General features: G+C 54.5%; 27 protein-coding genes and 2 pseudogenes. 25 read left to right on the top strand and 4 right to left on the bottom strand.

Annotated features, from left to right (window positions below; genetic code table 11):
* Positions 1-92 precede the first annotated feature (92 nt).
* From pilM to ACIQAL_RS22175, 3 genes are all read left to right on the top strand, one after another.
* Positions 93-533 carry a type IV pilus biogenesis protein PilM gene (gene pilM, locus ACIQAL_RS22185; protein WP_401149537.1) on the top strand — a complete coding sequence of 147 codons (441 nt, stop codon included), beginning with the start codon at positions 93-95 and terminating at the stop codon, positions 531-533.
* Positions 534-629: 96 nt separating this feature from the next.
* A complete protein-coding gene (locus ACIQAL_RS22180; RefSeq protein ID WP_401149535.1) occupies positions 630-2,636 on the top strand; it encodes a DNA topoisomerase III in 2,007 nt (668 codons plus the stop codon).
* Between the two features lie 663 nt (positions 2,637-3,299).
* Complete coding sequence (locus ACIQAL_RS22175; protein WP_401149532.1) at positions 3,300-4,172, top strand: hypothetical protein; 873 nt, start codon at positions 3,300-3,302, stop codon at positions 4,170-4,172.
* Between the two features lie 11 nt (positions 4,173-4,183).
* Here the strand turns inward: ACIQAL_RS22175 and ACIQAL_RS22170 are convergent, their stop codons facing one another.
* Positions 4,184-4,477, bottom strand: a complete 294-nt coding sequence (locus ACIQAL_RS22170) for a hypothetical protein (RefSeq protein WP_401149529.1) — start codon at positions 4,475-4,477, stop codon at positions 4,184-4,186.
* 618 nt (positions 4,478-5,095) lie between these two features.
* On the opposite strand from ACIQAL_RS22170, the gene ACIQAL_RS22165 reads away from it, so the two are divergent.
* The 8 genes from ACIQAL_RS22165 to ACIQAL_RS22130 all read left to right on the top strand — a co-directional run bounded on the left by ACIQAL_RS22165 (position 5,096) and on the right by ACIQAL_RS22130 (position 13,014).
* Positions 5,096-5,467 carry a hypothetical protein gene (locus ACIQAL_RS22165; RefSeq protein ID WP_401149527.1) on the top strand — a complete coding sequence of 124 codons (372 nt, stop codon included), beginning with the start codon at positions 5,096-5,098 and terminating at the stop codon, positions 5,465-5,467.
* 735 nt (positions 5,468-6,202) lie between these two features.
* Positions 6,203-6,835 (top strand): STY4534 family ICE replication protein, encoded by a 633-nt coding sequence (locus ACIQAL_RS22160; protein ID WP_401149524.1) that lies wholly within the window; start codon positions 6,203-6,205, stop codon positions 6,833-6,835.
* A gap of 471 nt (positions 6,836-7,306) precedes the next feature.
* Positions 7,307-7,657 (top strand): hypothetical protein, encoded by a 351-nt coding sequence (locus tag ACIQAL_RS22155; RefSeq protein ID WP_401149522.1) that lies wholly within the window; start codon positions 7,307-7,309, stop codon positions 7,655-7,657.
* A gap of 15 nt (positions 7,658-7,672) precedes the next feature.
* Positions 7,673-8,266, top strand: coding sequence for a DUF3275 family protein (locus ACIQAL_RS22150; RefSeq protein WP_401149519.1), 594 nt, complete (start codon positions 7,673-7,675; stop codon positions 8,264-8,266).
* 91 nt (positions 8,267-8,357) lie between these two features.
* Positions 8,358-8,960 (top strand): hypothetical protein, encoded by a 603-nt coding sequence (locus tag ACIQAL_RS22145; RefSeq protein ID WP_401149812.1) that lies wholly within the window; start codon positions 8,358-8,360, stop codon positions 8,958-8,960.
* Positions 8,938-9,180: a hypothetical protein gene (locus tag ACIQAL_RS22140; protein ID WP_401149517.1), complete on the top strand. Its 243-nt coding sequence runs from the start codon at positions 8,938-8,940 to the stop codon at positions 9,178-9,180. Before ACIQAL_RS22145 ends, ACIQAL_RS22140 begins: the two co-directional genes overlap by 23 nt.
* A 36-nt stretch (positions 9,181-9,216) precedes the next feature.
* Complete coding sequence (locus ACIQAL_RS22135) at positions 9,217-10,671, top strand: DUF6094 domain-containing protein (RefSeq protein WP_401149514.1); 1,455 nt, start codon at positions 9,217-9,219, stop codon at positions 10,669-10,671.
* Positions 10,672-10,761: 90 nt separating this feature from the next.
* On the top strand, positions 10,762-13,014 hold the full coding sequence (locus ACIQAL_RS22130; protein ID WP_401149512.1) for a DEAD/DEAH box helicase family protein: 2,253 nt from the start codon (positions 10,762-10,764) through the stop codon (positions 13,012-13,014).
* A gap of 83 nt (positions 13,015-13,097) precedes the next feature.
* On the opposite strand, the pseudogene ACIQAL_RS22125 reads toward ACIQAL_RS22130, so the two are convergent.
* Positions 13,098-14,256 (bottom strand): annotated as a pseudogene (locus ACIQAL_RS22125) (DUF4113 domain-containing protein); the annotation flags it as partial.
* Between the two features lie 186 nt (positions 14,257-14,442).
* Here ACIQAL_RS22125 and ACIQAL_RS22120 point away from each other — a divergent pair.
* Together ACIQAL_RS22120 and ACIQAL_RS22115 are read left to right on the top strand one after the other, a co-directional pair.
* Complete coding sequence (locus tag ACIQAL_RS22120) at positions 14,443-15,876, top strand: Shedu immune nuclease family protein (protein ID WP_401149510.1); 1,434 nt, start codon at positions 14,443-14,445, stop codon at positions 15,874-15,876.
* Positions 15,877-16,085: 209 nt separating this feature from the next.
* Positions 16,086-17,045 (top strand): DNA translocase FtsK, encoded by a 960-nt coding sequence (locus ACIQAL_RS22115; RefSeq protein WP_401149508.1) that lies wholly within the window; start codon positions 16,086-16,088, stop codon positions 17,043-17,045.
* A gap of 45 nt (positions 17,046-17,090) precedes the next feature.
* Here the strand turns inward: ACIQAL_RS22115 and ACIQAL_RS22110 are convergent.
* Positions 17,091-17,210, bottom strand: a pseudogene (locus tag ACIQAL_RS22110) (hypothetical protein); the annotation flags it as partial.
* Complete coding sequence (locus tag ACIQAL_RS22105) at positions 17,197-17,628, bottom strand: LexA family protein (RefSeq protein ID WP_401149506.1); 432 nt, start codon at positions 17,626-17,628, stop codon at positions 17,197-17,199. The pseudogene ACIQAL_RS22110 and the gene ACIQAL_RS22105, both read right to left, overlap by 14 nt.
* Positions 17,629-17,846: 218 nt before the next feature.
* On the opposite strand from ACIQAL_RS22105, the gene ACIQAL_RS22100 reads away from it, so the two are divergent.
* The 12 genes from ACIQAL_RS22100 to ACIQAL_RS22045 all read left to right on the top strand — a co-directional run bounded on the left by ACIQAL_RS22100 (position 17,847) and on the right by ACIQAL_RS22045 (position 26,786).
* Positions 17,847-18,557, top strand: coding sequence for a hypothetical protein (locus ACIQAL_RS22100; protein ID WP_401149503.1), 711 nt, complete (start codon positions 17,847-17,849; stop codon positions 18,555-18,557).
* A gap of 8 nt (positions 18,558-18,565) precedes the next feature.
* Positions 18,566-19,303: a TIGR03759 family integrating conjugative element protein gene (locus tag ACIQAL_RS22095; RefSeq protein WP_401149501.1), complete on the top strand. Its 738-nt coding sequence runs from the start codon at positions 18,566-18,568 to the stop codon at positions 19,301-19,303.
* A gap of 8 nt (positions 19,304-19,311) precedes the next feature.
* Entirely contained in the window at positions 19,312-19,857 is a 546-nt protein-coding gene (locus ACIQAL_RS22090) for a lytic transglycosylase domain-containing protein (protein ID WP_401149811.1), read from the top strand.
* Positions 19,854-20,360, top strand: coding sequence for an integrating conjugative element protein (locus ACIQAL_RS22085; RefSeq protein ID WP_401149498.1), 507 nt, complete (start codon positions 19,854-19,856; stop codon positions 20,358-20,360). Before ACIQAL_RS22090 ends, ACIQAL_RS22085 begins: the two co-directional genes overlap by 4 nt.
* A 7-nt stretch (positions 20,361-20,367) precedes the next feature.
* The gene (gene traD / locus ACIQAL_RS22080; protein ID WP_401149496.1) at positions 20,368-22,527 is read left to right on the top strand and encodes a type IV conjugative transfer system coupling protein TraD; all 2,160 of its coding nucleotides are present in this window, start codon (positions 20,368-20,370) and stop codon (positions 22,525-22,527) included.
* 17 nt (positions 22,528-22,544) lie between these two features.
* The gene (locus ACIQAL_RS22075; RefSeq protein WP_401149494.1) at positions 22,545-23,294 is read left to right on the top strand and encodes a TIGR03747 family integrating conjugative element membrane protein; all 750 of its coding nucleotides are present in this window, start codon (positions 22,545-22,547) and stop codon (positions 23,292-23,294) included.
* A 22-nt stretch (positions 23,295-23,316) separates the two neighbouring features.
* Complete coding sequence (locus tag ACIQAL_RS22070; protein ID WP_401149492.1) at positions 23,317-23,802, top strand: hypothetical protein; 486 nt, start codon at positions 23,317-23,319, stop codon at positions 23,800-23,802.
* A gap of 16 nt (positions 23,803-23,818) precedes the next feature.
* On the top strand, positions 23,819-25,306 hold the full coding sequence (locus ACIQAL_RS22065; RefSeq protein WP_401149489.1) for a UvrD-helicase domain-containing protein: 1,488 nt from the start codon (positions 23,819-23,821) through the stop codon (positions 25,304-25,306).
* Between the two features lie 70 nt (positions 25,307-25,376).
* Positions 25,377-25,676, top strand: a complete 300-nt coding sequence (locus ACIQAL_RS22060; protein WP_401149486.1) for a DUF4177 domain-containing protein — start codon at positions 25,377-25,379, stop codon at positions 25,674-25,676.
* 120 nt (positions 25,677-25,796) lie between these two features.
* Positions 25,797-26,153, top strand: a complete 357-nt coding sequence (locus tag ACIQAL_RS22055; RefSeq protein WP_401149483.1) for an RAQPRD family integrative conjugative element protein — start codon at positions 25,797-25,799, stop codon at positions 26,151-26,153.
* A 2-nt stretch (positions 26,154-26,155) separates the two neighbouring features.
* Positions 26,156-26,395 (top strand): TIGR03758 family integrating conjugative element protein, encoded by a 240-nt coding sequence (locus ACIQAL_RS22050; RefSeq protein WP_401149481.1) that lies wholly within the window; start codon positions 26,156-26,158, stop codon positions 26,393-26,395.
* 22 nt (positions 26,396-26,417) lie between these two features.
* Entirely contained in the window at positions 26,418-26,786 is a 369-nt protein-coding gene (locus ACIQAL_RS22045; protein WP_401149478.1) for a TIGR03745 family integrating conjugative element membrane protein, read from the top strand.
* Positions 26,787-26,794: the final 8 nt, after the last annotated feature.

The raw sequence follows: 26,794 nt of genomic DNA, 5'->3' as shown, positions 1-26,794 counted from the left end.
AGTGGATAACGATTTGCCGCTGACCTGCGGTTTAAGGAGGTAGACGCTGCATCAGGGCCGTACAACCTGATTCACACCTAGAGAACTGCCAGATGCCAATCTACTGGATTGTATTGTTGCTGGTCGGCATTGCAGCCGGCGCTATGGGACTCGTCAATGAACGAGCAGACGCACACTCCAAGGCTGCTGATCTGTCCTCCATTGCGCACAACATGCTCATTTACCGCAACGCATTGGCAGAATATGCACATGGAAACCAATCGGCCGTAGGGCCTGTCGCAGACGCTGCTCTCGCGTTGCCGTCTTGGTATATTCGTTTACCCGGGATCAGCGGTTATATAGCGTCTGGATCAAGCTACACGTACTACGCCTCACCTCCACAAGGGCTTGTGAGAGAGCTCGTCACGATCACCGGGACATCCCAGGCTGTCGGCTATGTTGTGAATGGTCAGCTCGTAAGCCCGTCAGGAGGGATGATTGGTGTATCGGTTCCTGGGGTCGTTCATAATGGATCAGCTGTCGCCTTCCAGTAAATCCACAGCTCTGCAGTAACGGTTTACTGCGGCGCAGCATGCGGTTAAATGCGACGGTTCTTCGAACAGACAGTGTCTGAACAATCGGAGAATCGAATGCGCTTGTACCTCTGTGAGAAACCTAGTCAGGCGAAAGATATCGCCAAAGTGTTGGGCGCGACCCAGCGGGCGGACGGAGCCATTTTAGGTAATGGAATCGCAGTGACCTGGGGGATCGGTCATTTGCTTGAAACTGCTCCGCCCGAGGCCTATGGCGAGCATTTGAAATCCTGGAACATAGATCACCTTCCCATTCTCCCTCCCAACTGGATAGTTGTCGTCAAACCCAAAACTGCCAGCCAGTTCAAAGCTGTAAAGCAGCTACTCAAACAAGCGAAGCACCTGGTCATTGCGACTGACCCAGACCGAGAGGGTGAAATGATCGCCCGAGAGCTGATCGAGCACTGTGGCTATCGCGGCCCTATCGAGCGCCTCTGGCTATCGGCCTTGAACGACGCATCGATCAAACACGGTTTGACCAACCTGAAGACAGATGCGGAAACCAGACCGCTTTATCATTCCGCTTTGGCCAGATCGCGTGCCGATTGGTTGATTGGGATGAATTTCTCTCGACTCTTCACCCTGCTGGCCAGGCAAGCTGGATTTAACGGGGTGCTCACTGTCGGCAGAGTCCAAACACCAACACTGCGCTTGGTCGTGGATAGAGATCGGGCGATCGCTGCATTTATTCCTGTGCCGTATTGGGACTTGGGCGTCACGCTCTATGCGAACGGACAATCGTTTAGTGCGGATTGGGTTCCATCAGCGAAAGACAGTGATGACCAGGGCAGGTGTCTGAGTCAGGATTCTGCGAGAGCAGCCCAACAGCGCCTTGCTAAAGGCCAAACCGCAATTGCCATCACCGTCGAAACTGAACGTAAAAAAGAGCCTCCACCCCTCCCGTTTTCGCTGAGTGCCTTGCAAGAAACTTGCTCCAGCAAGCTTGGACTAGGCGTCAAAGAAACAGACGGAATAGCCCAGGCGCTCTACGAGACACACAAGGCAATCACGTACCCGCGGACCGACAACGGGTTTCTGCCAGAGAATATGCTGCCGGAAGTCCCACACGTTCTTTCGGCACTCCTGCAGATCGATCCAGATCTCCGTTCTACGGTAGAAACACTTGATACGACGCTCAGATCTCGAGCATGGAATGACAAAGAAGCAGCTGCTCACCATGGCATCATTCCAACACTAGGCGTGTTTAATCTGGCGTCCTTAACCGACAAAGAGCGAGCGGTTTATGAATTGGTCAGAACTCAGTACCTGGCTCAATTTCTCCCTCATCACGAATACGATCGGACCGTTGCGCAATTCGATTGCCAAGGCATCCAGCTCGAAGCGGTAGGGAAACAGATTGTGGTGTCGGGCTGGCGATCACTGTTGGCATCCCAGGGTGAAGAGGAAGACCCCAAGGTTCGGTCCCAAATACTTCCTCAGCTGCAAAACGGCTCGCGTTGCACGGTCCAAGATACCGAGCTCAAGGCTCTCAAAACTCAACCACCCAAACACTTCACGGAGGGGGATCTGATCAAGGCGATGAAGCAGGTCGCTAAATTGGTCAAGGATCCTCGGCTCGCTCAAAAACTGAAAGAGACGACGGGCATAGGTACTGAAGCTACTCGATCAAACATCATTCAGGGCTTGCTCGATCGTGATTTTTTGCAGAAAAAAGGGCGCGCCCTGAAGGCAACGGACAATGGATTTGCGCTTATTGGCGCTGTACCAGCAGTCTTGTCCGATCCCGGTACTACCGCAGTCTGGGAGCAGGCTCTCAGCATGATCGAAGCTGGGGCTCTGACGGTCGATCAGTTCATCGAAAAGCAGTCCGCTTGGATCAGCAAGCTTATTGAACAGCACAAAGGCACAACGATCGCCATCAAAGTCGCTGAGGGTCCGGCATGTCCAATTTGCGGATCGAAAACAACGCATCGTAAAGGCGCAAAAGGCTCATTCTGGGCATGCACAACCTACCCTAACTGTAAGGGCACGGTGAACATCGAAGCCCCGAAGAAGAAGAGCCCTCCTAAATCTGCCAAACCTCGCTCGGTCCGCGCCTCATAGCGGAGAACACCTAATTGGCACGGCGTTGTGCGATATGCCACAATAGTGGCAACAACGGTTTATCAGTTCCACCCCGCTGGTTACTGACGGTCATCAGTGACACCCTGAAGTCGCAGGCTCGCTTGCAGACTTCAAACCCAGAGCACGCTTAGCATCGGGAAGGGCGTGCGGATTTCTGCGTGAATTCTCCCTGTGTCTCCCTGTCCTTCGCTGACACGCAGCCGTCTAACTCGTGAAAACGGGTTCACAGGCACACAGAGTTCACAAGAGGTTCGGTGCATATTTGTCTCAGGACCGCACTGGTGTTGCGGTCCATTTTTTTTATCTACTTGAAGGGTAGCCTGGTCATTTAGCCGGTCCAAATGACCAGGCTACCCTTCAGGGTTTTGCTCATCATTGCCGGCGCCCACCGGTGAAAAAACGGGCTCCCTTTGTGCGCGAATGCGTGCCTTTTAATTACTGGCCCCAGCCACGATGACGGGCCAGGTGAAGTTGATGAAGTGAGTGCGTGTGGTCAATGCCCAGGGATCCACGCCAGTCAAGTCGCTCACAGGTGGCATCTTCCTCCATGATTGCTGACAAACAGAGCCACAAGGGATCACTATCATGCGATCGCTTGTGGCATTTTTTTGCGTTCTGCTCTCAGCATATTGGAAGTGACTGATGGATCAATTTGCTAACGAATCTCCTCGCCTCAAAAAATTTCGGAAAAAACTCATTGCAACCATTCCGAGATTTCCAAACAACAAAGTGACCCTTCAAGCCCTGCAAGCCATGGGACTTACGGAGCTGCTCGTAGTGTATCTTGGGTGGAAAGTGCGGTCGGTCGGCATGCGCCCTCGCCAAGTTATACGTGCTCATCTCTTGGACAAAGATCCAAAGGCAACTGCGTTAATGCCGAACATCGAGGCGTTGTTCAGAGCGGTAGAGGCCGGAGACAACCTGACACCTTACCTGTCCCTTGCTGCGAAGTCGGATGGCTTCACAATCCCAGACCCTAACCACGTCAAGGGTTTGTGGGCCGATAAGGACTTCCTCCTCAACGCTATGGGCTTTCATCATTTCCACCTCGGCCTGACCAAAGAAGCCGCAGGGCATATTGAGCGTACTGACCAAGTCCTTTTTGCCTTGGTCGGCCGGGACGAATTTGAAGTCGTAGGCTTGTTCACACATGACGTCTTTGAACATGATGCTCTAGGGCGCATGACTCCTGAGCGACGAATGCTTTGGTCAATCTACGAAAGAAGGCTCGCGGAAGGAAGATTACCGGGCGAGATGTATATCGGAGGGATGTCAGGTATGGGCGTTTCTGGCTCAGGCGCACCGATAGCAATCGTCGAAACTGCTTTTCACTACATTCGCCAAATCCGGCTCTACGAGAAACAGCTAAAGAATTTCGAGTTTGCCAAGACGCTTTACAGTGATGGGTGCATTCCGGCCACGTCGAAATTTGAGTGGGGATTCAATCACCTGGACTTGGTGCTTCTCGATGAGGCTGCCAGTCTGCGCGCGACAATTGCTAAAGGACCGAATTGATCAGGTAGGGCTTAAGGCAGTACCTCGACGGAAGGTGTGTTTAAAGCACCTGTCAAAGCCATTTTCGCGCCGGATCGCTTAATTATCGGCCCCCAGCTTTCAAGGGTGTAAACCGGGCCGGCCTTGGTGATCTTGACCCCGGCCTGCTCGCCCGCTTGGGTTATGAGGTTGCTGACGGTCTTATTGTCGAGTCCGGTTTTTGCCACAACTTTTACCAGCGTGGCGTCGGGGATTGAGTCGATTGCAGCAAGCACAGAGAGCATGCGCCGCAGGTCGCCTTTTGGATAACTCACAACATCGGTCATTAGGCTGCTCTTGGGTGCTATTAACGCACCAATTTTAGGCGTGCTCATGTGCCTTTGTCACGGCCATAGCGCAATCGCAAAGGTTCGACGCATAACGCCTTGGTCAACCCAAGGTAGGCATGCCCAAGAATCATTTGCACTGCCTCGACGTTGCCGGGCGCAGTAAGGACTTTCGCCGCAGACGAGCGCCTGCCGCTGTGGATTGAGCCGTGTAGATACCAACCGCCGGTTGCGCCTGCTGACTGTCTGCTCAAACGCGTGAAAAGCTCGATATACCTCCGGTCAGCTGTCCAACTAGCGACGTATCAGCCTCATCGTGATCTGCTTACAGCGGGGCAGACTCCAGACATTGCATCTGCTTGACATAGACTCGGCGCCTCCACATTCTTGAGTTATGTTCCGCTGACGCTGTCAGCCACATGCCCGGGCAATCTGGATCTCATGATTGCAATGCGGTTTCCGCATCGATCCTCACCCAAAGTTCGCAAAGCTTCCGGAGGCGCGAACGGTCGATTGGCTCGCCTATCGATGGATGCACACTAAACGCTTCAACCTACCCAGCGGGGATCACTCCCCGTTCAGGGTCGTGCTTCTCCGCAATTTTCCAGGAGAAACACCATGAGCGCACGTACCTTCCAAATCGGCTTTCAAATCGGCACTGTCATGCGCGAATGTATTCGTGCCATCAGCAGCCAATCCAAACCTATAGCTATCACTCTGTCCGCGACGGCCTCCAAGCCTTTCGCTCCACCTCCAGCACCGACATCTGTGCAATTCGAAAGCCTGTGTCGTAGCCCTGCTTTCGTTCGGAACAAAGGTGTTGACCTCAACGCTTGGTTCGCCGCCAACGTACGCGAGTCCCAGCCTTCACCGAAGAAGCCACGCGCTCGTAAGCCCAAGCAGAACCACTCTGAGGCTCTTCCGGTGGCTGTACCAACCGAAAAAAATCATGGTCCGACTTTCGGTTCGCTCAACGAATTGATCGCCTGACTTCGACTCGCGCTTTCACGCACCGACCCTGTTGGGAACCTCCAACAGGAGGTTTCCAATCACATTATTCATGAATGGAAACCCATGAACCCTCATAGACTGGCTGCAATAGCCGAAGACCTGCGTAAGGTGGGAACTACAGCCGTAGCTACCGCTTTAGTCGGCGTATTCTTCAGTGACCACCGGTTCCTAACCGGTTGTGCAGCACTACTTGGTGCGCTACTGTGGACCGTAGGCATCTACCTCACTCGGGAGGATTGACATGAGCCAAGACGCATTCGGCTTGATGATCATGGGATGGATTCTCGCTGTTTCCACTGGCCTAGTCGTTTGGGCCAAATGGCCTGAACTCCAAACTTGGTGGCATAAACACCGATCCCATCGATAGATCAGACGCTATACATAAAGCCCCTTCACTGGGGCTTTTTTTCGTTTTAGGGGATTGACAACCACTTATAGGCTTGGACATTCTTGGGTCATGTTCTGCTGACGTTGTCAGCCACATGCCCGAGGCAATCTGGATCTCAAAATTGCGGTACGATTTCTGTACTGATCCATTCCCGAAGTTCGCCAAGCATTCGGAGGCGCGAACAGTTGACCGGTTAATCCGATCAATGAATGCATATTCAGAATCCCGTGCTTTTGCACAACCTTTCGCTCTATCACCCATGCGGGGAATCCTTCCCCACTGGGCGAAGTATTTCTTCGCTTTCTGCATGAAACTGGAGAACTACTATGAGCAATTCTACTGAAGCCAAATATTTCGACCTGCACACCACTGGCATCGGCTACCTGAATCGCATTCGTGAAGTGAAACCGCGTAAAGGCTCACCCTTCTTCGCCGTCACTGTCGCTGCGTTGAAAGGAAAATCTGATGCTGTCGAGTACTCGTACATCGATTGCAACGTGGTCGGCGCTGAAGCTGAAAAGCTGATCCGCCGCTGCCAGGAAGCTGTCGCAGCTGAAAAGAAAGTCTTGGTGTCCTTCCGAATCGGAGACATCTGGGCTGACTCTTTCACTTACACGAAAGGTGAAAAGCAGGGCCAAGCGGGTGTAAGCCTGAAAGGTCGTTTGCTCTACATCGGAATGATCAAGGTGGACGGCCAAACCGTCTACGAAGCCAAACCGCAAGAGGTGCAACACATGACCACTCCAGCTGAATCGGGAACAAGCTTCGAAGAATGGTATCTCGGGAACAATGAGATTCCTGACGGCGTCGATGTTTTTGAGACTTTCACAGACCCGGACGGTAACGAGCTTTTTTGCTTTGAACATGTTCGAGCTGCACATGCAGAATGGGTAAATGCCCATCCTGTAATGTCGCAAGATACTCCCGCTGATTCTGTTAAACAGTTACTCACTGCCTAACAGCTTCTTTTCATACACAGGCGCCCTAACCGGCGCCTTTTTTTCGTTTCCGTTATGAGGAAGACAGATGGGACACCTTGAACAATTTCAGTTCGTAGACTCACGTGTTGGCGATATTGGCGTTGCGCACACTTTTCCAACGTTTCTTCAAGCACAGGACGCCGCGAGCAAGCTGGGGTTTTCAGGCCACATTCGGACGGTTATCACTGCTTACCCACGTCCACCGTCGGAGCAATTGATGGAGGACCGGGCGCATCGTGAAAAATACGGGTACGGCGATAACGACATCTGCTGGTAACACCCCCTCATCAAAGACCTGGCGATAATGCCGTAACCAGTCGATGGAAATCGTCCTCGCCATTCACGCGTACAACAAGCGTCTTTTCCCAACGCTACTTCGACCATCACACCCAGACAGGGACCGTCTCCCCGTCGGGGAGGGTTCCCTCCTCTGCTTAGGAGAAACCTGCGATGACTAAAACGACTCCAGCAAAAACTCTGCTATCCCGCGACTTCTACCAGCAATGCCCGGTTGTGCTGACAGGCTATGCCTGGAAAAGATTGGTTTACCGGGAGCTTCCCGAAAACTCATCTGAAATTGGGCAGCGACTTGCAACCATCATTACAGCGGCTCACCGAGAGCTCGGCTTCAACACTGAGAAAACGACCTTTCCGTTCGGGCTCTATCACGAAGGTGCTACCGGAGATGAGAGGCAATGGGTAGAGCTGCTTTTGTCAGTCGTAACGCTACCGGGTCAGCCAACCTACCTCCACCTTTCTCTCCTGCACGAGTCCCAAGAACTGGCGAAGGTGTGTGCTTAATCCCGGAGCCTTCATATGATCAAACTCCCCGGCCAGTTGGCCATTCGAACGGTCTCAGGACGCAATGGCGATTTCAACGTAGGACGGTTATCCACGTCTATCGGTGAATTTGTCGTCAAAGATGCGCTGCTAGATCAACACACTGAGGGCAAATATCGTGGTGATTTTGTGATCACCGAAATTCGCCCTTCCTACTACACCACTGGCGGCCGGCTGGTCGTCGAGATTCGTGCAAAGCTCGACAGCATGTCCCTTGAGGATGTCGCCAGTCTTTCACCAGATGAAGTTGATCGACTGTCACAGAGTGAGCAGGATCCTATTGAGGAAGAACGCCGCACTGCTGTGCTATCAACAACTGATCACCCGCCAGTGGGACTGAAAGCCTCTGAGTCCGATGATCGACCGTTTGGTATGGAAGATTCTGTACTTCGTCCTAAATCGATGCCGGAAAACGCCGACGCTGCTTTATTTGGCACGATCTGGCCGCTCGCTAGCTGCGTCAAACTGGATACAACTGTCGATCGGAAACGACTTCGAGCGCAATGCTCCCGGCTCGAAACATTGGGCTACGTACTGGACTTCAAGCAACAGACCTGGAATCTCCACTAATCCACTCACTCCGAGGGGCTGAACAGCCCTTCGCGGGCTCGCAGCCGCTCGATCCACAAGAGACTGCGACGTGCACACGACTTCCACCCCCATGCCGTACCAGATCGAGGAATGCCCTGACCTCTATGTAGACGCCTGCGCATGCGACGAGCAAGGCAATCTGGTCTTTCTTTCCGCTTGGGGCCGCGACACAGCGTTGCAGGAGTTTCTGGCGAGATTGACCTTGGGTTCTGCAGACAATGGGCTGACCCAGTTCCACATTCTTGCGGGCAACAGCCGAATATCTGTTTTTCCCAATCTCGACTTTCTGGACAAACGAACGACCCGGCAGTTGCGCGGCACGTTGTTCGGCAGCCTGCTTCACCTGTGGCTGTTTGATCAACGATGCGCATTGCCGGATCGCGCAAACCATACCGCCTTTGCCCTTCTAAGCCCGGATCAGATTTCGGAACAACGGCTCTGGGCGCTGGCCATGGATATCTGTCCTTTGCCCTTGCTGGACCACTGGCGGGACCAGGTACTCGCGGTCCTGAACCACACCGGAATGCTACACCAGCTCCCTCACACACTTGGCCCGGTCAAGGTATGGCGAATAGCGCTTCAGCTTGAACCGCTGGAAGCCGCTCTCGGCGAATTGATACGCCAGCAAAAACTCACTATCGGAGCAACAAATGACACAGCTACCCCGTGCTGAACTTGTTCAGCTATCGACGCAATTCATCGGCCACGGTCCAAAACTGTTTCACGTCAACCTCTCTGCCGAGGAGTGGGTCACCCCCACCACGTGGCTGGTTGCCGCTACCGATCTGAACGCAGCGTTTGACTTCGCTATTGCTGAATACCCTGAGATTGAACGCGCCGAATTCAACGATGGTCGTGACGGCTATCAAATCGGATTTTTCATCCGCCCTTAATCCTTGCCCGGTTTCCCGGGCCCTACGGAGGCCTCCATGGCTTTGATGTTCCCACGCCTCGCGCGCAATTTTGCTCGTAATGGCTACTACCCTACTGACGAGGTCACGCTCGAGAGAACACTCCAGGCGCTGACGCCGTCACCTAACGGCAAGATGAGGATTCTCGACCCGTGCGCCGGCGAAGGTGTTGCATTAGCTGAAGCAGCGCATGCGCTGGGTCGAGCTGATGTCCTGGCCTACGCTGTCGAATACGATCAAACCCGAGCGGATCATTCTCGAACTCTTCTGGACTGCGTGCTTCACGCGGATCTGATGGATACGATGATTTCGCGACAGTCATTCGGACTGCTGTGGCTCAATCCTCCTTACGGCGACCTGGTTGCCGACCATGCCGGCGCCTCGCAATATCAAGGCACCGGACGTCGACGGCTGGAGAAAGCGTTTTACCAGCGATCTCTTCCACTGCTTCAGTATGGGGGAGTATTGGTTTTCATCGTCCCACACTACGTCCTGGACGATGAACTGTGCGGATGGCTTTGCAATCACTTCACGGATCTGCGTATCTACGCCGGGTCCGACCCAACGTTCAAGCAGGTGGTGATATTCGGCATCCGAATCCGCCGCCAGGACCTAGCTCGAACCAAAGACATCACACTCATCCGCTCGAGGTTGCTTGGCGTAGGTGCAGACCTAAAGACGGCAGAACCGCTTCCTGCCAGTTGGCCATGGGAACCATATCGGGTATTGCCCGTCATCAACGACATTGACCATTTTTATCGGATGACGATGGAGCCGGCACAATTCCAGCTCGAGACTCAACGACTGAAAGGTCTTTGGCCGGATTTCACCCTGCACTTTGGTCAACATAGCAGCGCCTCACGAGCTCCGCTGAGACCGCTCTCACACTGGCACCTGGCATTGGCACTCGCTGCCGGAGCGATCTCAGGCGTTGTTACATCCGGATCAGGCCGCACGCTGATTCTGAAAGGAAACACCTATAAGGATAAAACCCGCAAAACGGAATTTACCGAGGACGAAGATGGCAACGTTAGGGAGGTCAGAATTCTGACGGATCGCTTCGTGCCGATCATCCGTGCGTGGGACATGACGACCGGCTCACCGACCTATGGCCAAGCTCTAATCATCAGCTCGGCTGCGGATGGAGAGTCGCCGCCAGATATAGCGCAAGAGCCGGAGCACCCGCCTCTGGACGTGGCACTATTTGTCCCTGGACGGATGCTTGTAACTCAAACGGTGAAAGCCTTGATGGACAATCATGCCTTTGACGTCGCCCCGTATTTGGCCCGACACCTTTCAGGCGATTGGGGAGACATTGACTCTCAGGATTGGAGCAGTAACCAGCGGGCTCTCGAAACCGGCGACCGTCTTGTCTCGGGATACAACATACACATCAAAGGTGAGTCACGGCTGTTGATCATCACCGACGATAATCGGGAAGCTACCACCGTGATGCTGCCTGCCGACTACTGACCACTTCTAAACCACAAGCATCAATCACCCACAGGGCACACCACCCTGCCGGGGTCGTGCCTGCCCTGTTTCGTCCTCTGGAGAAACATCATGAACGACCTTACCCACGGCTCAGCGTTGGCGGCAAAACCGCCGGTTACTGTAAATCTCAACGACTTCATTGCCGAGTTTGGGGATGATCTGCTGGACTCGCTCAACCGCTCAAACCCGCCGGTCTACAACGGAAACGTCAACATCACCCACCAAGCCGTTATGAACGGTCTAAGCCGCAAGCCCTTTCCGGCTCAGGCCGCCGTGGTGCAGGCCGTAGCCGCCCTGTTGCTTGATCGCAATGAGGATGCCGCGGTTATCAATGCAGAGATGGGCACTGGGAAGACAATGATGGCCATCGCTGTGGCGGCGGTGATGCACAATGTCGGTTACCGCCGAACATTGGTCATCTCGCCGCCACACTTGGTCTACAAGTGGCGTCGCGAGATCCTGGAAACGCTTCCTAGTGCAAAAGTCTGGATACTCAACGGTCCCGACACTTTGGTGAAACTGCTCAAGCTCAGGGCGGCGCGCATGATGACCTATGACGGTCGTCCGGAGTTTTTCATCCTCGGCCGCGTGCGGATGCGTATGGGATTTCATTGGCGGCTGGCTTGCGCCTCACGTAGAACTGCCGGAGGAACGCTGTTGGCCTGCTGCCCTGACTGTGGACGGGCCATCGAGGACCACGAAGGCAATCTCGTAACACTTGAGGCGTTTCACTTGGAAGAACGTCGACGTCAATGCTCTCAGTGCCAAGGAGCTCTCTGGACACTCATCCGCCCCGGAAAACCCGAGGCTAGCAGCAGACATTCGCTCATTCTCAAATCAATGTGTCGGATTCCAACCATCGGCCCTGTTCGTGCGGAACGCCTGATTGCCGACTTCGGTGAGGATTTTCTTGCTGCGATGCTCTCGGACAACGTTTCAGAGTTCATCAATCTGATGGATGCGTCAGGAAACTTCATTTTCAGCGATCGCCAGGCCAACCGCATGGAGCGGGCCATGGCCAACCTCGAGTTTGGATTCGGTGAGGGTGGGTATCAACCCACGGAATTCATCAAGCGCTATTTGCCTGATGGGTTCTTTGACCTCTTGGTCGTTGACGAGGGCCACGAATACAAAAACAGCGGCTCTGCCCAGGGGCAGGCAATGGGAGTACTCGCGGCGAAGGCTCGCAAGACATTGCTGCTGACGGGAACCTTGATGGGTGGCTACGCGGACGACTTGTTCTACCTGCTGTTCCGCATCCTCACACGCCGAATGATCGAGGATGGCTACCGGCCGAATACCCGTGGCAGCATGGCTCCAGCAGCGATGTCATTCATGCGTGATCACGGGGTACTGAAGGACATTTATACCGAGCAGGATGGGGATTCGCACAAAACGGCCAAGGGCAAGAAGCTTTCGGTCCGAACGGTAAAAGCGCCCGGGTTTGGCCCCAAAGGCATTCATCGCTTCGTGCTGCCATATACCGCGTTCTTGAAACTCAAAGACATCGGTGGAAATGTGCTGCCGGCGTACAACGAGGAATTTATCGATGTTGAATTGTCACCGGAGCAGTCCGTTGTCTATAAGCAACTGGCAGGAACACTGACTCAAGCATTACGTCAGGCATTGGCAAAACGGGACACCACGCTGCTTGGCGTGGTTCTCAACGTGTTGCTAGCGTGGCCGGACTGTTGCTTCAGGAGCGAAATGGTCAGACATCCACGGTCTAAAGAAACCTTGGCATTGGTTCCCTCGCTGTTCGGGGATGACGAGCTGATGCCGAAAGAGCGTGCGGTGATTGATCTGTGCCTGAGTGAAAAAGCAAAGGGTCGGAAGGTTCTTGTTTACTCGGTCTACAGCGGCACTCGAGACACGACCTCACGATTGAAACGGCTAATGGATCAGGTGGGTTTAAAAGCGTCTGTACTGAGGGCATCGGTGGACACGATGCGGCGGGAGGATTGGATTCTCGACCAGGTTGATCGAGGGATCGACGTTCTGATCACCAACCCGGAGCTGGTAAAAACCGGGCTGGATCTGCTCGATTTTCCGACCATCGCCTTTCTACAAACCGGCTATAACGTTTACACGCTCCAGCAGGCCGCAAGACGGTCTTGGCGTATCGGGCAACGGCAAGCTGTAAGGGTTCTGTTCTTTGGATACACAGGAACTTCCCAGATCGCCTGCCTGGAACTGATGGCCAAGAAAATCGCGGTGTCGCAAAGCACCTCTGGCGATGTTCCTGACTCAGGACTCGACTCGTTGAATCAAGATGGGGACTCGGTGGAAATGGCCTTGGCCAAACAACTGATTGGTGCTTGAACTCACTTTTACCATCACTTACACCTGAAAAAGAAAACGCCTGGCTTGCCAGGCGTTTTGCTTTTAGATGCCTAGTGTTGAGATCAGTTACAACGTACCGTCCAAAGCTGGTCAGCCTTGGCGTATAACTCTGACTCATCAACTCCCTACGCATCGCCCAGTCAGGGTTGGAGGGCACGCTCGCTGCACGCAGCGTCCCCCTACCCCATCTCTCATTGATCTCATCCAGAACCTCCATTACCTTTTCAGCGGCCACCGGCTGCGCCTGCGCGAACAGGTCGTCGGTAAACTCACCAGGTTGTCGCAGGTCCATCAACAGCACCTCCGCCTTGCTATATTTGAAGCCAGGTCGGAACAATCGATTCACAGCCTCTACAGCCGCTTTCGTTATCAATCGAACGTCGTTCGTGGGATAAGGCAGCTCAACCAGCGCGCCGTTGGCGTATTTGGCTTCCTCCGGATTGAACATCCCGGTGCGAATACTCACCCTGACCTTCTTGCACATGGAGCCTTGGGTCCGGAGTTTTCCCGCTGGGTGTATGTGGCCACCGCCTCTTTGATCGGCTCAATCTCGGTCAAACGCTTACCGAACATTCGGCTGCAGCAGATCTCCTGCTTTGGTGGGTCGCCCTCGCCCAATTCCAGGCACGTAGTGCCAGCCAGTTCCCGAGCTGTCTTTTCGATCACCACGCTGAATTTCTGTCGTAACGTCCAGGCATCTGCCCGAGCCAGATCCATCGCGGTCTTGATACCCATGGCCTCCAGATGCGCTTTCATGCGTTTGCCCACCCCCCAGACCTCACCCACTTCAGTGTTTCGCAGGGTCCAGTCGCGCTTGTATGAATCGCAAATGTCGACCACCCCGCCTGTCTGGGCTTGCAGGCGTTTCGCCGTGTGGTTCGCCAGTTTTGCCAAGGTCTTTGTAGTAGCGATGCCGACGCCAACCGGGATGCCGGTGTCTTTCAGTATCCGCCTGCGGATCTCACGGCCAAACTGGGTCAGATCGCCTTGGATGCCGATCAAATCAGCGAAACACTCATCGATCGAATAAACCTCAGTGGCTGGCACCATCGACTCGATAATCGACATCACCCGCTCGCTGAGGTTGCCGTACAAGGCGTAGTTGCTGCTGAACGCCACCACGCCGTGCCGGCGCAGATGCTCGCGGATTTGAAAATATGGTTGCCCCATTTTGACAAACGGCTTCGCGTCGTAGCTGCGAGCGATCACGCAGCCGTCATTGTATCTGAATGATCCTAACAGTTAGCACAGTGCAACATACTGATTATTAACGTAATTCTTTATCTAACATTTTTTCAAACTTCCGTTGTGTTCACCGTTTTCGTGACGAGGTAGGCTCACAGCCAGAGCCGACATTAGAGAACGTATATTCGGCAGCCAGATATCGACTCCAACGAAGGATGCCAGATGGTAAATGGGATGGGGGCAATTGCGGTCGCGCCGCAGCCGTTTAGTGACGACGACGTGCTAGAAGCGAGCTTCCGATTAGAATCAGCAATCGAGGGAACAGAGCCTGCACGAAAACTCTTCCTCCGAACTTACAGGCTTGCCGACGCTCAGGCTCGAACTTGGCATGCACTGCCTGAGGAGGACTGGCCACTACTGGCGACCATTCTTCCAGACAGAATCATCATGCGGCCGATCCATATCAATCCGTACGCACAGCGTTACCTGGAACCCAAGAACGGGCGTTTCACCACAGTCATCTACGTCGATGACTGTGGCGCCGAGTTGCCGGATGACGCCGAAGCTGCGGCGTTGCGCCTTGACTCACGCTTAGCCTGGCGCCTATTTGATCCTGCAAGCAACGGCCTGGGTCTGACCAAGGATCTTGAACCGGTGTGGCAAGTCGTATCGCGGATTCAGCATGCTGAAGCACTCGTGATCAGCCAGCATCCGGAAATACACGCTAAAGACGGCGTGGTTTCGATTAGCACCCAGGAGATCGATAAACTGCGCCGCGCCTTCGCGCGGGTAACAACGAATGGCCGGAAGCTGATTCGTCAAACAAAGCAAAGTATCGTGCACGACGAACTGCTAACAAGGCTTGATCCAGAGCGATTCCAGCGAGTTGTGCATGAGAACCACACCTTGGTCGCGGTTCGACGCGAAGGTGCGAACCAAGCTGCGGCGCGTGAGCGTGCCGAGCGACGATCAAACGTGCAGGCCTTGCGAAATCAGCTTGGTGCGCTGGTAACGGAGGACCCGCAGGAGCTAATGGTTCTGCACGCCGAAATCGAGCGGGTGACGCTGGCAAAAATGATTGAGGCATTTAAGATGAAGCTCACCACTAAACTGACCGAAGCGCACTGGCAGAAGTTCTTTGAGCAGAACAAATTCGTTTTGAGCATGGCCTTCGCTCGCCCCGTAGAGCTAACTCATACGCAATTCCATGCAATGGGCTCTACCTTGACGGGCGCAGGAGCCCAGATCGGCGACTTCCTTTTCAAAGAATATGGTCAAGCACTTGCCATTGTTGAAATAAAAACGCCGGAAACGGACTTGCTACAGGGCACGGCTTACCGGGGGCAGCATTTATTTGGGCCAAGCTCGCCTCTCTCTGGTGCTGTGACCCAGGTGCTGTTTCAGCAGAGCGAGCTTAGAAAACGCTGGATGAACCATGTTTATGACAACCCGGCCCTGCGCTTGTCCGATGCTGATGTCATCAAATGCGTGGTTGTCGCTGGCCGCACCCCCATAGATCCAATCAAACTGCGCTGCCTTGAGGTGTTCCGAAATGCGTGCAAAGACGTGGACATCATTACCTTTGACGAACTTCTAGCAAAGCTTGAATTCTTGGAGACGGAACTGACTCCGAAGCCTGAACCAGAACTGTTCTAACGCAGACTCCTGTCTGATGATGCCCGTCGCCCCTTGAGCCGAGATCGTCATGCGCTACCCCCTTTGAGCAGTACGACACCGCTGATCATATGGCGTTGAAGCGACAAGCGTTAAGGCCATCGAATTTACGGATTGATGGCAAGTGAACAAATAAAGACCTGGCTCTCGTTAAGCCATCGCAGTTTCTACTCAGCAACATGGAGCGTTAAATGTCTTGGTGGAAAACCCTATTCGGCTGGTCGGCAGTGGAAACAACAGCCCCAGCGGAGTCCTCGCCTCACCTTCACACTGACGTCGGTCTCCCCGCGCTGACCGAAAACGAGGATTCCCTATACATCGATGCTGCGCGCTTTGTTCTATCGACCCGTAAGTGCAGCATCTCTTCTGTTCAACGGCACCTGAAGATTGGATATAACCGAGCTGCACGACTTATCGAAGCTCTTGAGGGTGACCGCGTTATCTCTGAGATGGATCTCAATGGTAACAGGTACCTTTTGAGCGAGCAGGAGCGGAATGCTGCGCGCCAACTGCCGCCCAAAGCAGAGCTCGGACGCCACGGAGAAGCAGTGGACAAATTACTTGTTGATCCTCTGAGTCCCGTTGCTTTAGCTGGTGGGAAGTCAGAATCTGAGCCTGCTCCACCAGTGAAGACCAGTCCGGAACCTGCATCGTCCCTGATCAACTCCATGGGATGCGATCCTAAGCGGGAGTCTTTCGAGACCCAGCCTACGCTCCACGTCAAAACCAGCCTTGCGAAACCAGGAAAGAAGTCAGCCCGCCCCCCTTCTGCGCAAGTCACAGTTCCGCCTCTATCTGGAAGAGTCACAGGGTCGCAGAAATGTGGCTTTGAGATTGTCGGCGAGTCTCACTACCAACCCGCTTTACGCCAACTTCGCAACAGCCGACACATGGCAACCGATAATGACTTTGTTGCCGACATCGTTAGCGAGCCGGACAACCCCCACGACAGCAACGCATGCGCGGTTTACATAGAAAGCTTCAAGGTTGGATACCTTCCACGGGATGCAGCGGCCGAGTTTGTCAGGCAGATGGCGGAAGTAGGCTTATCAGGAGTATTCAGGATACAAGCTCAAGCAAAGCTGTCTGGCGGATGGGGAGACCGCCCATTCATAGGAGTTTTACTCAATCTTCCACCAAGTGTGGACTGAGCATCGCGGACTGTACAGGATTTACTAACGATTTCCACCCCTCAGATCGTTATTCGATAGCACCACTATCGGGGTCTTCGCCAGATCCGGGCGAAAAACTCTTTCGCAGCTCGCGTAGAAGCTGTTGCAATCGATCAACGCAAAGACAGGCTCAAGCTTTGTCATGATCGCGAACGCTATACTTCACAACCCCCCAGATCACCAACTCGTCGCCCTCCATGACGTGCCGCGCCGGGTACCGGGAGTTTTCCGACTGCAAAATGACTTCATTCCCCCGCATGTGCAGACGCTTGCAAACTGGCTCGGAATTGAGTGCAGCAATAACGATGTCACCGTGCTCGGCATACAGGCTACGATCGACAACCACCAAATCGCCGCAGTAAATTCCAGCGCCCTGCATGCTGTCGCCTTCGATTTTCGCCAGATAGACATGAGGGGCTCGAATGTCAAAGAGCTCGTCAAGTGAGATGTGCTTTTCGATGTGATCCGCCGCCGGGGACGGAAAGCCGGCAGGTACTTGAAATGAGTACAGGGGAAGCTTCTCGCCTCCAGTCGCCAATGGACCCAAGATCGTGACGCTCATGATGCAACCCTTATCCTGATTAACTGTATGTACATACAGTTAAAGATCTGAAACCCTTGCGGTCAATCTCCGATGCAAGAAATTTCGACAGATGGTGGAGCTGTGAGCGGCTCGCAGGGTGAAGGCTGCGGAAAACCCATGTGAACTGATTAAGGGTTTTCTGCTGAAGATGCTGTGCGTATTTGCGAAGGTGCCTCGCATCATGAGTGAGGTTGTCCATGAAGTTGCCACTGCGCCCGTCACTATCGAGCCCCATCATCCTCTTGGCATTGTCGGTTTTCGGCTTGGCGGGATGGTGCGGGTACCAGCAATTTGTGATTTTGCGGCTAAGCCAGCAGATCTCAAACGCTGCCAATCAGGAAAGCATTACTGCGTTGGCGCAGCGCGTTGGCGGCATTGAGGATCGGTACGACAAGTCGGCAGACTTCAAGCCCGTCTCAATCGACGACTTCAGGGCCGGTCAGCAAGCCCTCTCCAACCGCATAGATAGCCTTCACGATCAGCTCAAACCACTTCAGCAAACGGTTCAGGAAAGCTCTCAAGCAGCTGCGTCAATGCTCGATGTGGTAGCGCTGGAAGCTAAATTTGAGGGTCTCCAACTGACCGTCCAGGATCTGGTCAGAGTGCGTCCGGAAGCTCCAGCGACGCCTCCAATTCCAAGGCTTAAAACACCCCCCCTCCAAAAGAACGAGGCAGTCGTCAAGGCGGTCGAGTCCACCCCTCCCTTCACCGTGGTCGGGGTCGAGTACCGCGGCGGGGAGCGGTTTCTGTCCGTAGCCCCGCCTGGGAGCACCCGTTTGAGCCAGCTGTACCTCGTGCGTCCTGGCGACATGATCGAGGGCAGCAACTGGAGGCTCAGCGCACTGGACGATAGCCGTGCCCAATTCAACATCAATGGCTCGTCCAGAATCATCGCCTTGAAACCTTAGAGGTTCAAATGCCTTATCAGTGTATCAATCGTTTCGTGTTTTTGGGCCTTATCGGCGCTGCCGCTGCAGGCACCTGTGCGGCGGACTCAACCGATAGGTTGTCGACGGTCCAAAATTCGCAGGGTGCAGCGCTCACGTCGGAAACGTCTGCCTCTGCAGAAGGATTGGAGTGGGGCTTGGACAGGCAGGAGTGGCAGCGTTATCAGGCACTGATGAAAAGCCCTCGAGGAGTCTATTCACCAGGTCTTGATCCATTAACCGCGCTTGGGATCGAAGCTCGCTCAGACGAGGAGCGTCGCCATTATGCCGAGTTGCAAGTCAAAGCCGAGGCGCAGCGCACGGCGAAAGAACTTGCCTACCAACAGGCCTACGATGAGGCCTGGAAGCGTTTTTACCCTAACTTGCTGCCGATCCAATCCAGCACTTCAGTGCAAAAGAGCACAGCACCCACCGCCAGAGGTAGCGGTCGGCTTGCAGTATTCGTGAAAGCGGAATGTGCCGATTGCTCCCTTCAAATTCATAGGCTTCAGGAACAAAAGCAGGGCTTCGACATTTACATGGTCGGCAGCCAAGGTGATGACGCTCGCATCCGCGCTTGGGCTGTTCAGGCCGGTGTAGATCCAACCAGCGTACAAAAACGGCAGATCACCCTGAATCACGATGCCGGACGCTGGCTGAGCCTAGGGCTAGGCGGGGAACTACCTGCGGTAGTACGCGAGGTCAATGGACAATGGCTTCGTCAATAATCGCCCGGATGGTAAAGGCGCTATTCGCTCTGCTGGTGATGCCGTACGCGCTTGCCGCGGAACTTCCACCTCCGGCTTATCAACTCGCTGCATACTCAGCTGGCATCCCTTCAGAGGTGCTTTATTCGGTCGCGCTTCAAGAAAGCGGGACGTACCTACGCGGGCACAAAGGCCAGCTCGTGCCATGGCCCTGGACGCTAAACGTCGCCGGCGCAAGCTATCGCTTTGCCACGCGTGCCGATGCATGCAGCGCACTTCTCATCGCAATTGCAGAGGTCGGTCCAAAGCGCGTCGACTCTGGGCTCGGCCAGATCAACATCGGATGGAATGGCCACCGGTTTAACGATCCTTGCGACTCACTCAACCCGTACAAAAACCTCAGTGTCGCGTCACAAATCTTGGCAGAGCAACATTCCGCAGGTGGCGATTGGTTCGCTGCTGCCGGCCGATACCATCATCCGGCAGGCGGCGTTGCGGCTGCGCGATATCGCAAGCTCTTTGCAAAACACCTCAGCCGGGTAACTGGCATTACACAACTGGCGGACAACCCTTGAACAAGCATAATTATCTGGCTTTTGTGCTGGGGCTGGCCACGTTGCCGGCTATTGCATCGCAACTGGTGATCGTTGACGACAAAGGGGGCACATCAGCACTTCCATATTACCGGGCTCTCAATCCACAAGGCGCACAGTCCGGTTCTGCTACATCAATGGCGAGCTCGGATCATGCTAACCCTCAAGGTTTCCCGGTGATTTCGCATCGACTCACCCCGGCACGGATTCAAGGACGAGCCATTAACGCCCCGGGCTTGCAACCATTGTTCATCATCGGGGACGACGAACTGTCCAGATCCTGGCTGCTCGCGCATGAGCAGGCACTTCGAAATATGCAGGCAGTGGGACTGGTGGTGAATGTCGCGACGGCCGAGCGCTTTGGGGCCATTCAGCGTTGGATCAACGGTGTTCATATATCACCCGCGTCAGGGGATGACCTTGCTCAACGCCTGAACCTTAGCCACTACCCCGCTCTTATCACCGCCACCGCGATCGAGCAGTAGGAATCCCATGCCAAGCAATTTCGCCATTGATTCAATGCTGCGGCCCGCCGTCGAGCTGTACACCGTGGCAGTGTGTGCCGCAGGAGCTTTTTTGTGTGTATTCGCCCCGTGGGCCTTTGCTCTTACCCCGTTATTTGGCGCGATGAGCGCCTTGCTGTTTTTGACGCTGGGTTGGGTCCGTGTGCGGCAAGCCTGGCGAATATTGAAATACCGGAGAAATATCCGGCGACTCCCCCACTACATGATGACCAGCAAAGAGGTGCCTGTGAGCAACGAGCGTCTGTTCATCGGACGCGGGTTTCGCTGGCAGCAGCGACATACTCAACGGCTCATGGATACGTACTTGCCGCAGTACGCAAGCTATGTGGAACCGACAGCCATTTTTCGGATGGCACGCAAGCTGGAACAACGTCTGGAATTTGCCCCCTATCCAATCAAGCTACTGGCGCGAGCGACATCTTGGGACGTCCCCATTAATCCCGCTCGCCCATTGCCCCCAGTAGGCGGGCTGCCCCGCCTTCACGGCATCGAACCCTACGAGGAAAACGTAGGACTACCGCTCGGTGAGCGAGTCGGCCATTCGATTGTCCTGGGCACCACTCGAGTTGGAAAAACCCGTTTGGCCGAGCTTTTCATCACCCAAGACATTCGTAGGAAACGCGGTGGCCAACATGAGGTTGTCATCGTTTTCGACCCCAAAGGCGATGCCGATTTGCTCAAGCGCATGTATGTCGAGTCAAAACGCGCTGGCCGCTTGGGCGAATTCTATGTCTTCCATTTGGGCTGGCCAGATCACTCGGCTCGTTACAACGCAGTCGGACGTTTTGGCAGGATCTCGGAAGTTGCGACCCGGATCGCAGGTCAATTGTCCGGGGAGGGCAATTCCGCAGCGTTCAGGGAGTTTGCGTGGCGATTCGTGAACATCATCGCTCGCGCTCTCGTTGCTCTTGGCCGGCGACCGGACTACCTCCAGATCCAACAGCACGTCATCAACATTGAAGGGCTGTTCCTTGAGTACGCCTTGAAATACTTTTCCGAACATGACGCCAGGGCGTGGGATGCGATTGTCGCCATCGAAGGGAAGCTGAACGATAAAAACATTCCATTCAATATGAAAGGCCGCCCGCTACGCGTCGTCGCGATCGACCAATACCTTTCCCAGACCCGTGTAGCTGACCCGGTCATGGACGGGTTGCGTAGCGCAGTACGCTACGACAAAACTTATTTTGACAAGATTGTAGCTTCGCTCCTTCCCTTGCTTGAAAAGCTCACCACCGGCCGTATGGCGGAGCTGATTGCACCCAACTACCAGGACGTGAATGACCCACGCCCTATCTTCGACTGGATGCAGGTAGTCCGCAAAAGAGCTGTCGTATACGTCGGCCTGGATGCGCTGTCAGACACGGAAGTCGCTGCAGCAGTAGGTAACTCGATGTTTTCCGATCTGGTATCAGTAGCTGGTCACATCTACAAATTTGGCGTCGACGACGGGCTTCCCGGCGCTGTTGCCGGAGCGAAGGTGCCCATCAACCTGCACGCCGACGAGTTCAACGAACTCATGGGGGAGGAATTCATTCCGATGATCAACAAGGGGGGCGGCGCGGGCATGCAGGTTACGGCCTACACCCAAACCTTGAGTGATATTGAGGCAAAAATTGGCAACAAGGCCAAAGCAGGACAGGTGATCGGTAACTTCAACAACTTGTTCATGTTGCGAGTGCGTGAAACATCGACCGCTGAGCTTTTGACCAATCAGTTGCCCAAAGTGCAGGTGTACACGACCACCCCTGCTAGCGGTGCGAGCGACTCGGCCACTGGCGACACCGCGTTTACTTCAAGTTCTCATGACCAGGTGACTGCCGTAAGTGTTCCCATGATCGAACCCGCTCATGTCGTCGGGCTACCGAAGGGGCAGTGCTTTGCTTTGATCGAGGGCGGCAACCTCTGGAAGGTGCGTATGCCGTTGCCTGCAAACGATCCTGAGGAGGTAATGCCACCGGACCTGCAAGCGTTGGCAGAGAGCATGCGTGAAACGTATCAGGTTGGAAAAGTCGGTGAGTCGGGATGGTGGGAAGCACCAGGCTATCGAAATCTCACTGAAGCTCTCCCCTCGGACTTGATATCTGACTTTCAGCAACTTGCATCTGACGCTACCGCCGCCGACTGAGATAGGAGACCACCCTCATGGCCGATGTGGCTGAAAAAGCGCAGCAGCAACAGGTGCGAGAACAGAGCTGGTTCGGATCTCTGCTGACGTTGCCGTTCCGCTTCATTGGAATCATGTTCCTCTCACTGGGCGGGGCTGTTTTCGTGGAGTGGTTATGCCTTTTTTTCATCTGGCCAGAGGCAGGCTGGCATCATTCGCAAGGAATGCTTGATCACGAGCTCGGATGGCTGTCGCAGGGCTTTCTGCAAAGTGTGGTGGTTCAAGAACCGGGGCACACCGCCAAATGGCTGGTCCAACTTACCTACGACTGGCTGATCGTAAAAACCGGCTTGCTCGACTGGCTCACGCAGATGTCGAACATCGCCAAAGCCGGCCAGCATGGTGATGGCCTCGATCTCAATTTTCAGTTGGCACGGACAGTGACCAATATGCAGGACTACGGACTGGCGGCCATCTACACCGTTTTGGTTTTTTGCGTTCGCCTGGTGATCCTCACGCTCGCAATACCACTGTTCACCATGACTGCATTCGTCGGTTTCGTTGATGGATTGGTGCGCAGAGATCTGCGTCGTTTCGGCGCCGGCCGGGAATCAAGCTATCTCTATCACAAAGCTCGATCAACGATGATGCCTCTCGTCATCCTCCCGTGGTCGCTCTACTTGGCGTTGCCATTCAGCCTCAGTCCTTTGCTGGTCCTCTTACCGTGTGCGGCACTGTTGGGTTTGTCTGTGAGCATCACGGCGTCCAGCTTCAAAAAATACCTGTGAGCCATTTGGCGAGGATCTTCAAATGCCTAATCTGATCATCCTTCGGATATTGAAGAGCAACAACGATGACAGCCGTGTGCCGGGACGTTTCATACCCGGCGCCGGCGCGGGCCGAGGAAGCTTCCAGATTGATCCTGATCCGCAGGGATACCCACGCCGTAGAGTCGTGGCTCATGCGCTATTCAAATGGAACAACGACAGCATTCTCAACGAATATGATGAGGAGTCCGGATCAGGCCGATTCGTGCTCGTCGACGGGGACATCCCCTTCCCAGGAACAGTCATTGAGCTGCAGGACACTCTTACGCCGAATTTTCCCTCGGCCCTAGGCCTGACGCTAGGTCCCGAAGGCATCGAGGCGCTCGACAAGTACAGGGCGGCGAGAACGCGTTTCCGCAAGACGGGTCCAGGTGATATGAGAGAGTTTTCGCTTCGACTTGAAGACTGCCAGCGTGAGGGTGCTCAACTGGCGGGTTGGGTGCTGGAAGCGGTATATCCCAACGACTAAAGCAGAGGAGCACGTCATGCGCTGGACCGATGAACAGCTACCAACGATACAGTCCAAATCCCGGAAGTTGCTGGTTCAGGCATTCGCGGGCACGGGCAAAACCACTACATTAGTCGGCTATGCCGAAGAAAACGCATCGGTGAGGATGCTGTACCTTTGCTACAACAAGGCCGTCGAAATGGCCGCGAAAAACCGATTTCCTCGGAACGTGACATGCAAGACAGCTCACGGCCTGGCCTATGCCGTGTACGGCACTCAATATCAGCATAAGCAATCGGGCAACCTTCGTTTGACCGATATTGCCAAAGCTATCAACACCCAGGACTGGGAGCTCGCACGAGACATCGTCAGCACTCTGAATGCATTCATGGCGAGCAAGGATCTGGCTCTGGATGACGATCACTTTGTCCGCTTCAACAATGATCGTCCGCTCACGACATTCCAGCACCAGTACCGCACCAGGGCTTTGGCCTTATCCCGCAGGATCTGGGCGCAGATGATGGACCTAGATGACCGTAGCGTATCCATGACACATGATGGGTATTTGAAGTTGTATCAGATCAGTCGGCCGGATCTGAGCCAGCGGTTCGACGCCATTCTTCTCGATGAAGGTCAGGACGTTAACCCTGTCATCGCAGATCTGGTTCAGTCTCAAAAGATCACACAGGTGACCGTTGGTGATCGACATCAACAGCTCTATCGTTTCCGTGGGGCCGTCGATGCATTGAGTAGCGCGTGGATGGCTGATGCAGAGCGTCATTACCTGACCAAGAGTTTCAGATTCGGGCCGGCAGTCGCGCACGTGGCCAACATCATTCTTTCTTTCAAAGGCGAAACCGTTCCTCTTCAGGGGCTCGGTGAGCCTACGCAGGTGAAGCGATCACTCCCTGACGATCTTCCACATCAAACGTTTCTGCATCGTACCGTCAATGGAGTCATCGAAAATGCGCTGCGATTGGTGGCTAAAAATCACAGAATGCACTGGGTGGGTGGCATCGACAGCTACTCCCTGCGCGACTTGGAAGACCTGTTCTTTTTCAGCAAAGGCCTGAACGACAGCATTCAGAACCGCAAACTACTCAAGGACTACCGGGACTACGACCAGTACGGCCAGATTGCAAAAGCCACGCAAGACCCAGAGATGCTGCGTTCGATCAAAATCATCGAGACTTATCCAGACCTGCCGAAGCGAATTGATGGCCTGCGCAGGTGCTCAGTCACATCAGAACTTGACTCGACTGTCACGCTCACCACTGCACACCGGGCAAAAGGTCTGGAATGGGACTTTGTGTGCTTGTATGAAGACTTCACGGCCGACCCATTGTCGCCAGAGATCGATGCCGGCAAGCGCGACGACGAGCTGAATTTGCTATACGTCGCGGTAACTCGCGCCATGAAAATCCTCGCCGTGAATTCACTGGTGATTAGCCTGATGCAGCACTACAAAGACAACCAGTCGCTGCTCAAGCAGGCCCGCGGAAGCCAACCACTTAACTACGGCTAATGGTTTCAACTTGAAGGGGGCGGCGGTATTTCGCAAGCCTGCGGCTCTGTTCACAAACCGCAGGTGCCCCATGCTTTCCTTTCAATACTGCAACGCTTATCTGCCACTGCCTTATAAATCGGTTACCACGGGCGTCCTGTTTCGCTCGAAGAACGAAACAACAGAGCCCGATGTGAACGCTTACCTTGAGAATCCCGAGTCGAGGGATCTCCTCAACCGACACGGCCAAGATGGATGGGAGCTGATTAGCGTCCAACAAGTAACCCGTGGGCACGATCAAATTGGCAATCAGAATGCCCAGGGATGGGCGTTTGGATACCCGCTCACAATCGGGTTTCTGTTCTTCTTCAAACGACCGGTCCCTGTCTGACACGACTTGCTAGGCCCGGTGGTCAAACCCTCCAGCTCGTGAAAAGGGTTTTCTGCTGATTCAAGTTCGGTCTCTGGTCATGCTGTGGATATTGCCTCCACAGCATCCAGGGTCTGCGAAGTGAATACGTCTCTCCCCGCGAAAAAACTCTTCCCTCTGCGCCGCTGTTACGGGTTGATCGCCGCGGTGTTTGGCTGCCTGCTTTCATCCACGCACGCGGAGGCTGCCGGTACTGCTTCTGAGCAAGCCAACATCGCAATCATGATCCGAGAATTAAACGCTCTCGAGGCCGTGGCCCAGCGCAGCGGCGAACTGCCCAATGACGGATCTCAGCGCTACCACTTCGATTACCAAAGCCTGGCACGGGACATAGCCCGCATGCGGCAGGGACTACAGGACTATCTGACACCCTCTCGCGCCCAGCCTAGAGACACCGCCGAGCTATCCGGGCACTACACCACCAGCAGCGATCACTAGCCATGTCGATGACGTCGGCGCAGGCAAGCGCTTTCTCGACCGCAGGCGGGTTCACGGCAACCGAAAGCAGCACTTTATGGGTAGGCCTAGCGGTGGCCCTGATAGTGCTTTGGGGCGTGTGGACATTTCAGAGCATTTACCGCGGATGGGCCACCCGCAATCTGGATAGAGCAGCTGCTACAGGCGGAGTTATTCGCTGGACCCTGTTGTTCATGATCATGACCTTCATGCTTTTGCACTGACATTCTTCAAAGGAGAAATTCAATGTCGTTCCTTTCCCGCTCAACATCCAGCGGCTTTGGTAAGGCGCTCATTCTAGGCGTGCTGGTAGGCGTCACCGCGCTTCCCGAAATGACTTTTGCAGCACTACCTCAAGCGCAAGCTCCGACACGCGGCGAGGGTAGTAGCTGGATGCAAACGTTCCAGAATTACGCCTATGACGGCTTTACATTTCTGGGGCTGGTTCTTTGCGCTTACGCACTCATCATGGTGGGGCGGCATGCCTTGGGGGTGTATCACGAGATCCACATGGGCAAGGCCAAATGGGCCGACCTTGGCGCGACCGCAGTGGTCGGTGTGAGCTTGATCGGCGTAACGATCTTCCTCGTCACCAAAGCAACTTCCGTCCTCTGATGATGCAG

The sequence above is a fragment of the Pseudomonas sp. NPDC088368 genome (genome assembly GCF_044753445.1).
Taxonomy (GTDB): Bacteria; Pseudomonadota; Gammaproteobacteria; order Pseudomonadales; family Pseudomonadaceae; genus Aquipseudomonas; species Aquipseudomonas bambusae.
Note: the sequence above shows the minus strand (reverse complement) of the source record. Positions and strands in the feature narration are given on the sequence as shown.

Coding starts and splice junctions, on each gene's coding strand:
- pilM (WP_401149537.1), top strand. CDS start 93: ATGCCAATCTACTGGATTGTATTGTTGCTGGTCGGCATTGCAGCCGGC.
- ACIQAL_RS22180 (WP_401149535.1), top strand. CDS start 630: ATGCGCTTGTACCTCTGTGAGAAACCTAGTCAGGCGAAAGATATCGCC.
- ACIQAL_RS22175 (WP_401149532.1), top strand. CDS start 3,300: ATGGATCAATTTGCTAACGAATCTCCTCGCCTCAAAAAATTTCGGAAA.
- ACIQAL_RS22170 (WP_401149529.1), bottom strand. CDS start 4,477: ATGACCGATGTTGTGAGTTATCCAAAAGGCGACCTGCGGCGCATGCTC.
- ACIQAL_RS22165 (WP_401149527.1), top strand. CDS start 5,096: ATGAGCGCACGTACCTTCCAAATCGGCTTTCAAATCGGCACTGTCATG.
- ACIQAL_RS22160 (WP_401149524.1), top strand. CDS start 6,203: ATGAGCAATTCTACTGAAGCCAAATATTTCGACCTGCACACCACTGGC.
- ACIQAL_RS22155 (WP_401149522.1), top strand. CDS start 7,307: ATGACTAAAACGACTCCAGCAAAAACTCTGCTATCCCGCGACTTCTAC.
- ACIQAL_RS22150 (WP_401149519.1), top strand. CDS start 7,673: ATGATCAAACTCCCCGGCCAGTTGGCCATTCGAACGGTCTCAGGACGC.
- ACIQAL_RS22145 (WP_401149812.1), top strand. CDS start 8,358: ATGCCGTACCAGATCGAGGAATGCCCTGACCTCTATGTAGACGCCTGC.
- ACIQAL_RS22140 (WP_401149517.1), top strand. CDS start 8,938: ATGACACAGCTACCCCGTGCTGAACTTGTTCAGCTATCGACGCAATTC.
- ACIQAL_RS22135 (WP_401149514.1), top strand. CDS start 9,217: ATGGCTTTGATGTTCCCACGCCTCGCGCGCAATTTTGCTCGTAATGGC.
- ACIQAL_RS22130 (WP_401149512.1), top strand. CDS start 10,762: ATGAACGACCTTACCCACGGCTCAGCGTTGGCGGCAAAACCGCCGGTT.
- ACIQAL_RS22120 (WP_401149510.1), top strand. CDS start 14,443: ATGGTAAATGGGATGGGGGCAATTGCGGTCGCGCCGCAGCCGTTTAGT.
- ACIQAL_RS22115 (WP_401149508.1), top strand. CDS start 16,086: ATGTCTTGGTGGAAAACCCTATTCGGCTGGTCGGCAGTGGAAACAACA.
- ACIQAL_RS22105 (WP_401149506.1), bottom strand. CDS start 17,628: ATGAGCGTCACGATCTTGGGTCCATTGGCGACTGGAGGCGAGAAGCTT.
- ACIQAL_RS22100 (WP_401149503.1), top strand. CDS start 17,847: ATGAAGTTGCCACTGCGCCCGTCACTATCGAGCCCCATCATCCTCTTG.
- ACIQAL_RS22095 (WP_401149501.1), top strand. CDS start 18,566: ATGCCTTATCAGTGTATCAATCGTTTCGTGTTTTTGGGCCTTATCGGC.
- ACIQAL_RS22090 (WP_401149811.1), top strand. CDS start 19,312: ATGGTAAAGGCGCTATTCGCTCTGCTGGTGATGCCGTACGCGCTTGCC.
- traD (WP_401149496.1), top strand. CDS start 20,368: ATGCCAAGCAATTTCGCCATTGATTCAATGCTGCGGCCCGCCGTCGAG.
- ACIQAL_RS22075 (WP_401149494.1), top strand. CDS start 22,545: ATGGCCGATGTGGCTGAAAAAGCGCAGCAGCAACAGGTGCGAGAACAG.
- ACIQAL_RS22070 (WP_401149492.1), top strand. CDS start 23,317: ATGCCTAATCTGATCATCCTTCGGATATTGAAGAGCAACAACGATGAC.
- ACIQAL_RS22065 (WP_401149489.1), top strand. CDS start 23,819: ATGCGCTGGACCGATGAACAGCTACCAACGATACAGTCCAAATCCCGG.
- ACIQAL_RS22060 (WP_401149486.1), top strand. CDS start 25,377: ATGCTTTCCTTTCAATACTGCAACGCTTATCTGCCACTGCCTTATAAA.
- ACIQAL_RS22050 (WP_401149481.1), top strand. CDS start 26,156: ATGTCGATGACGTCGGCGCAGGCAAGCGCTTTCTCGACCGCAGGCGGG.
- ACIQAL_RS22045 (WP_401149478.1), top strand. CDS start 26,418: ATGTCGTTCCTTTCCCGCTCAACATCCAGCGGCTTTGGTAAGGCGCTC.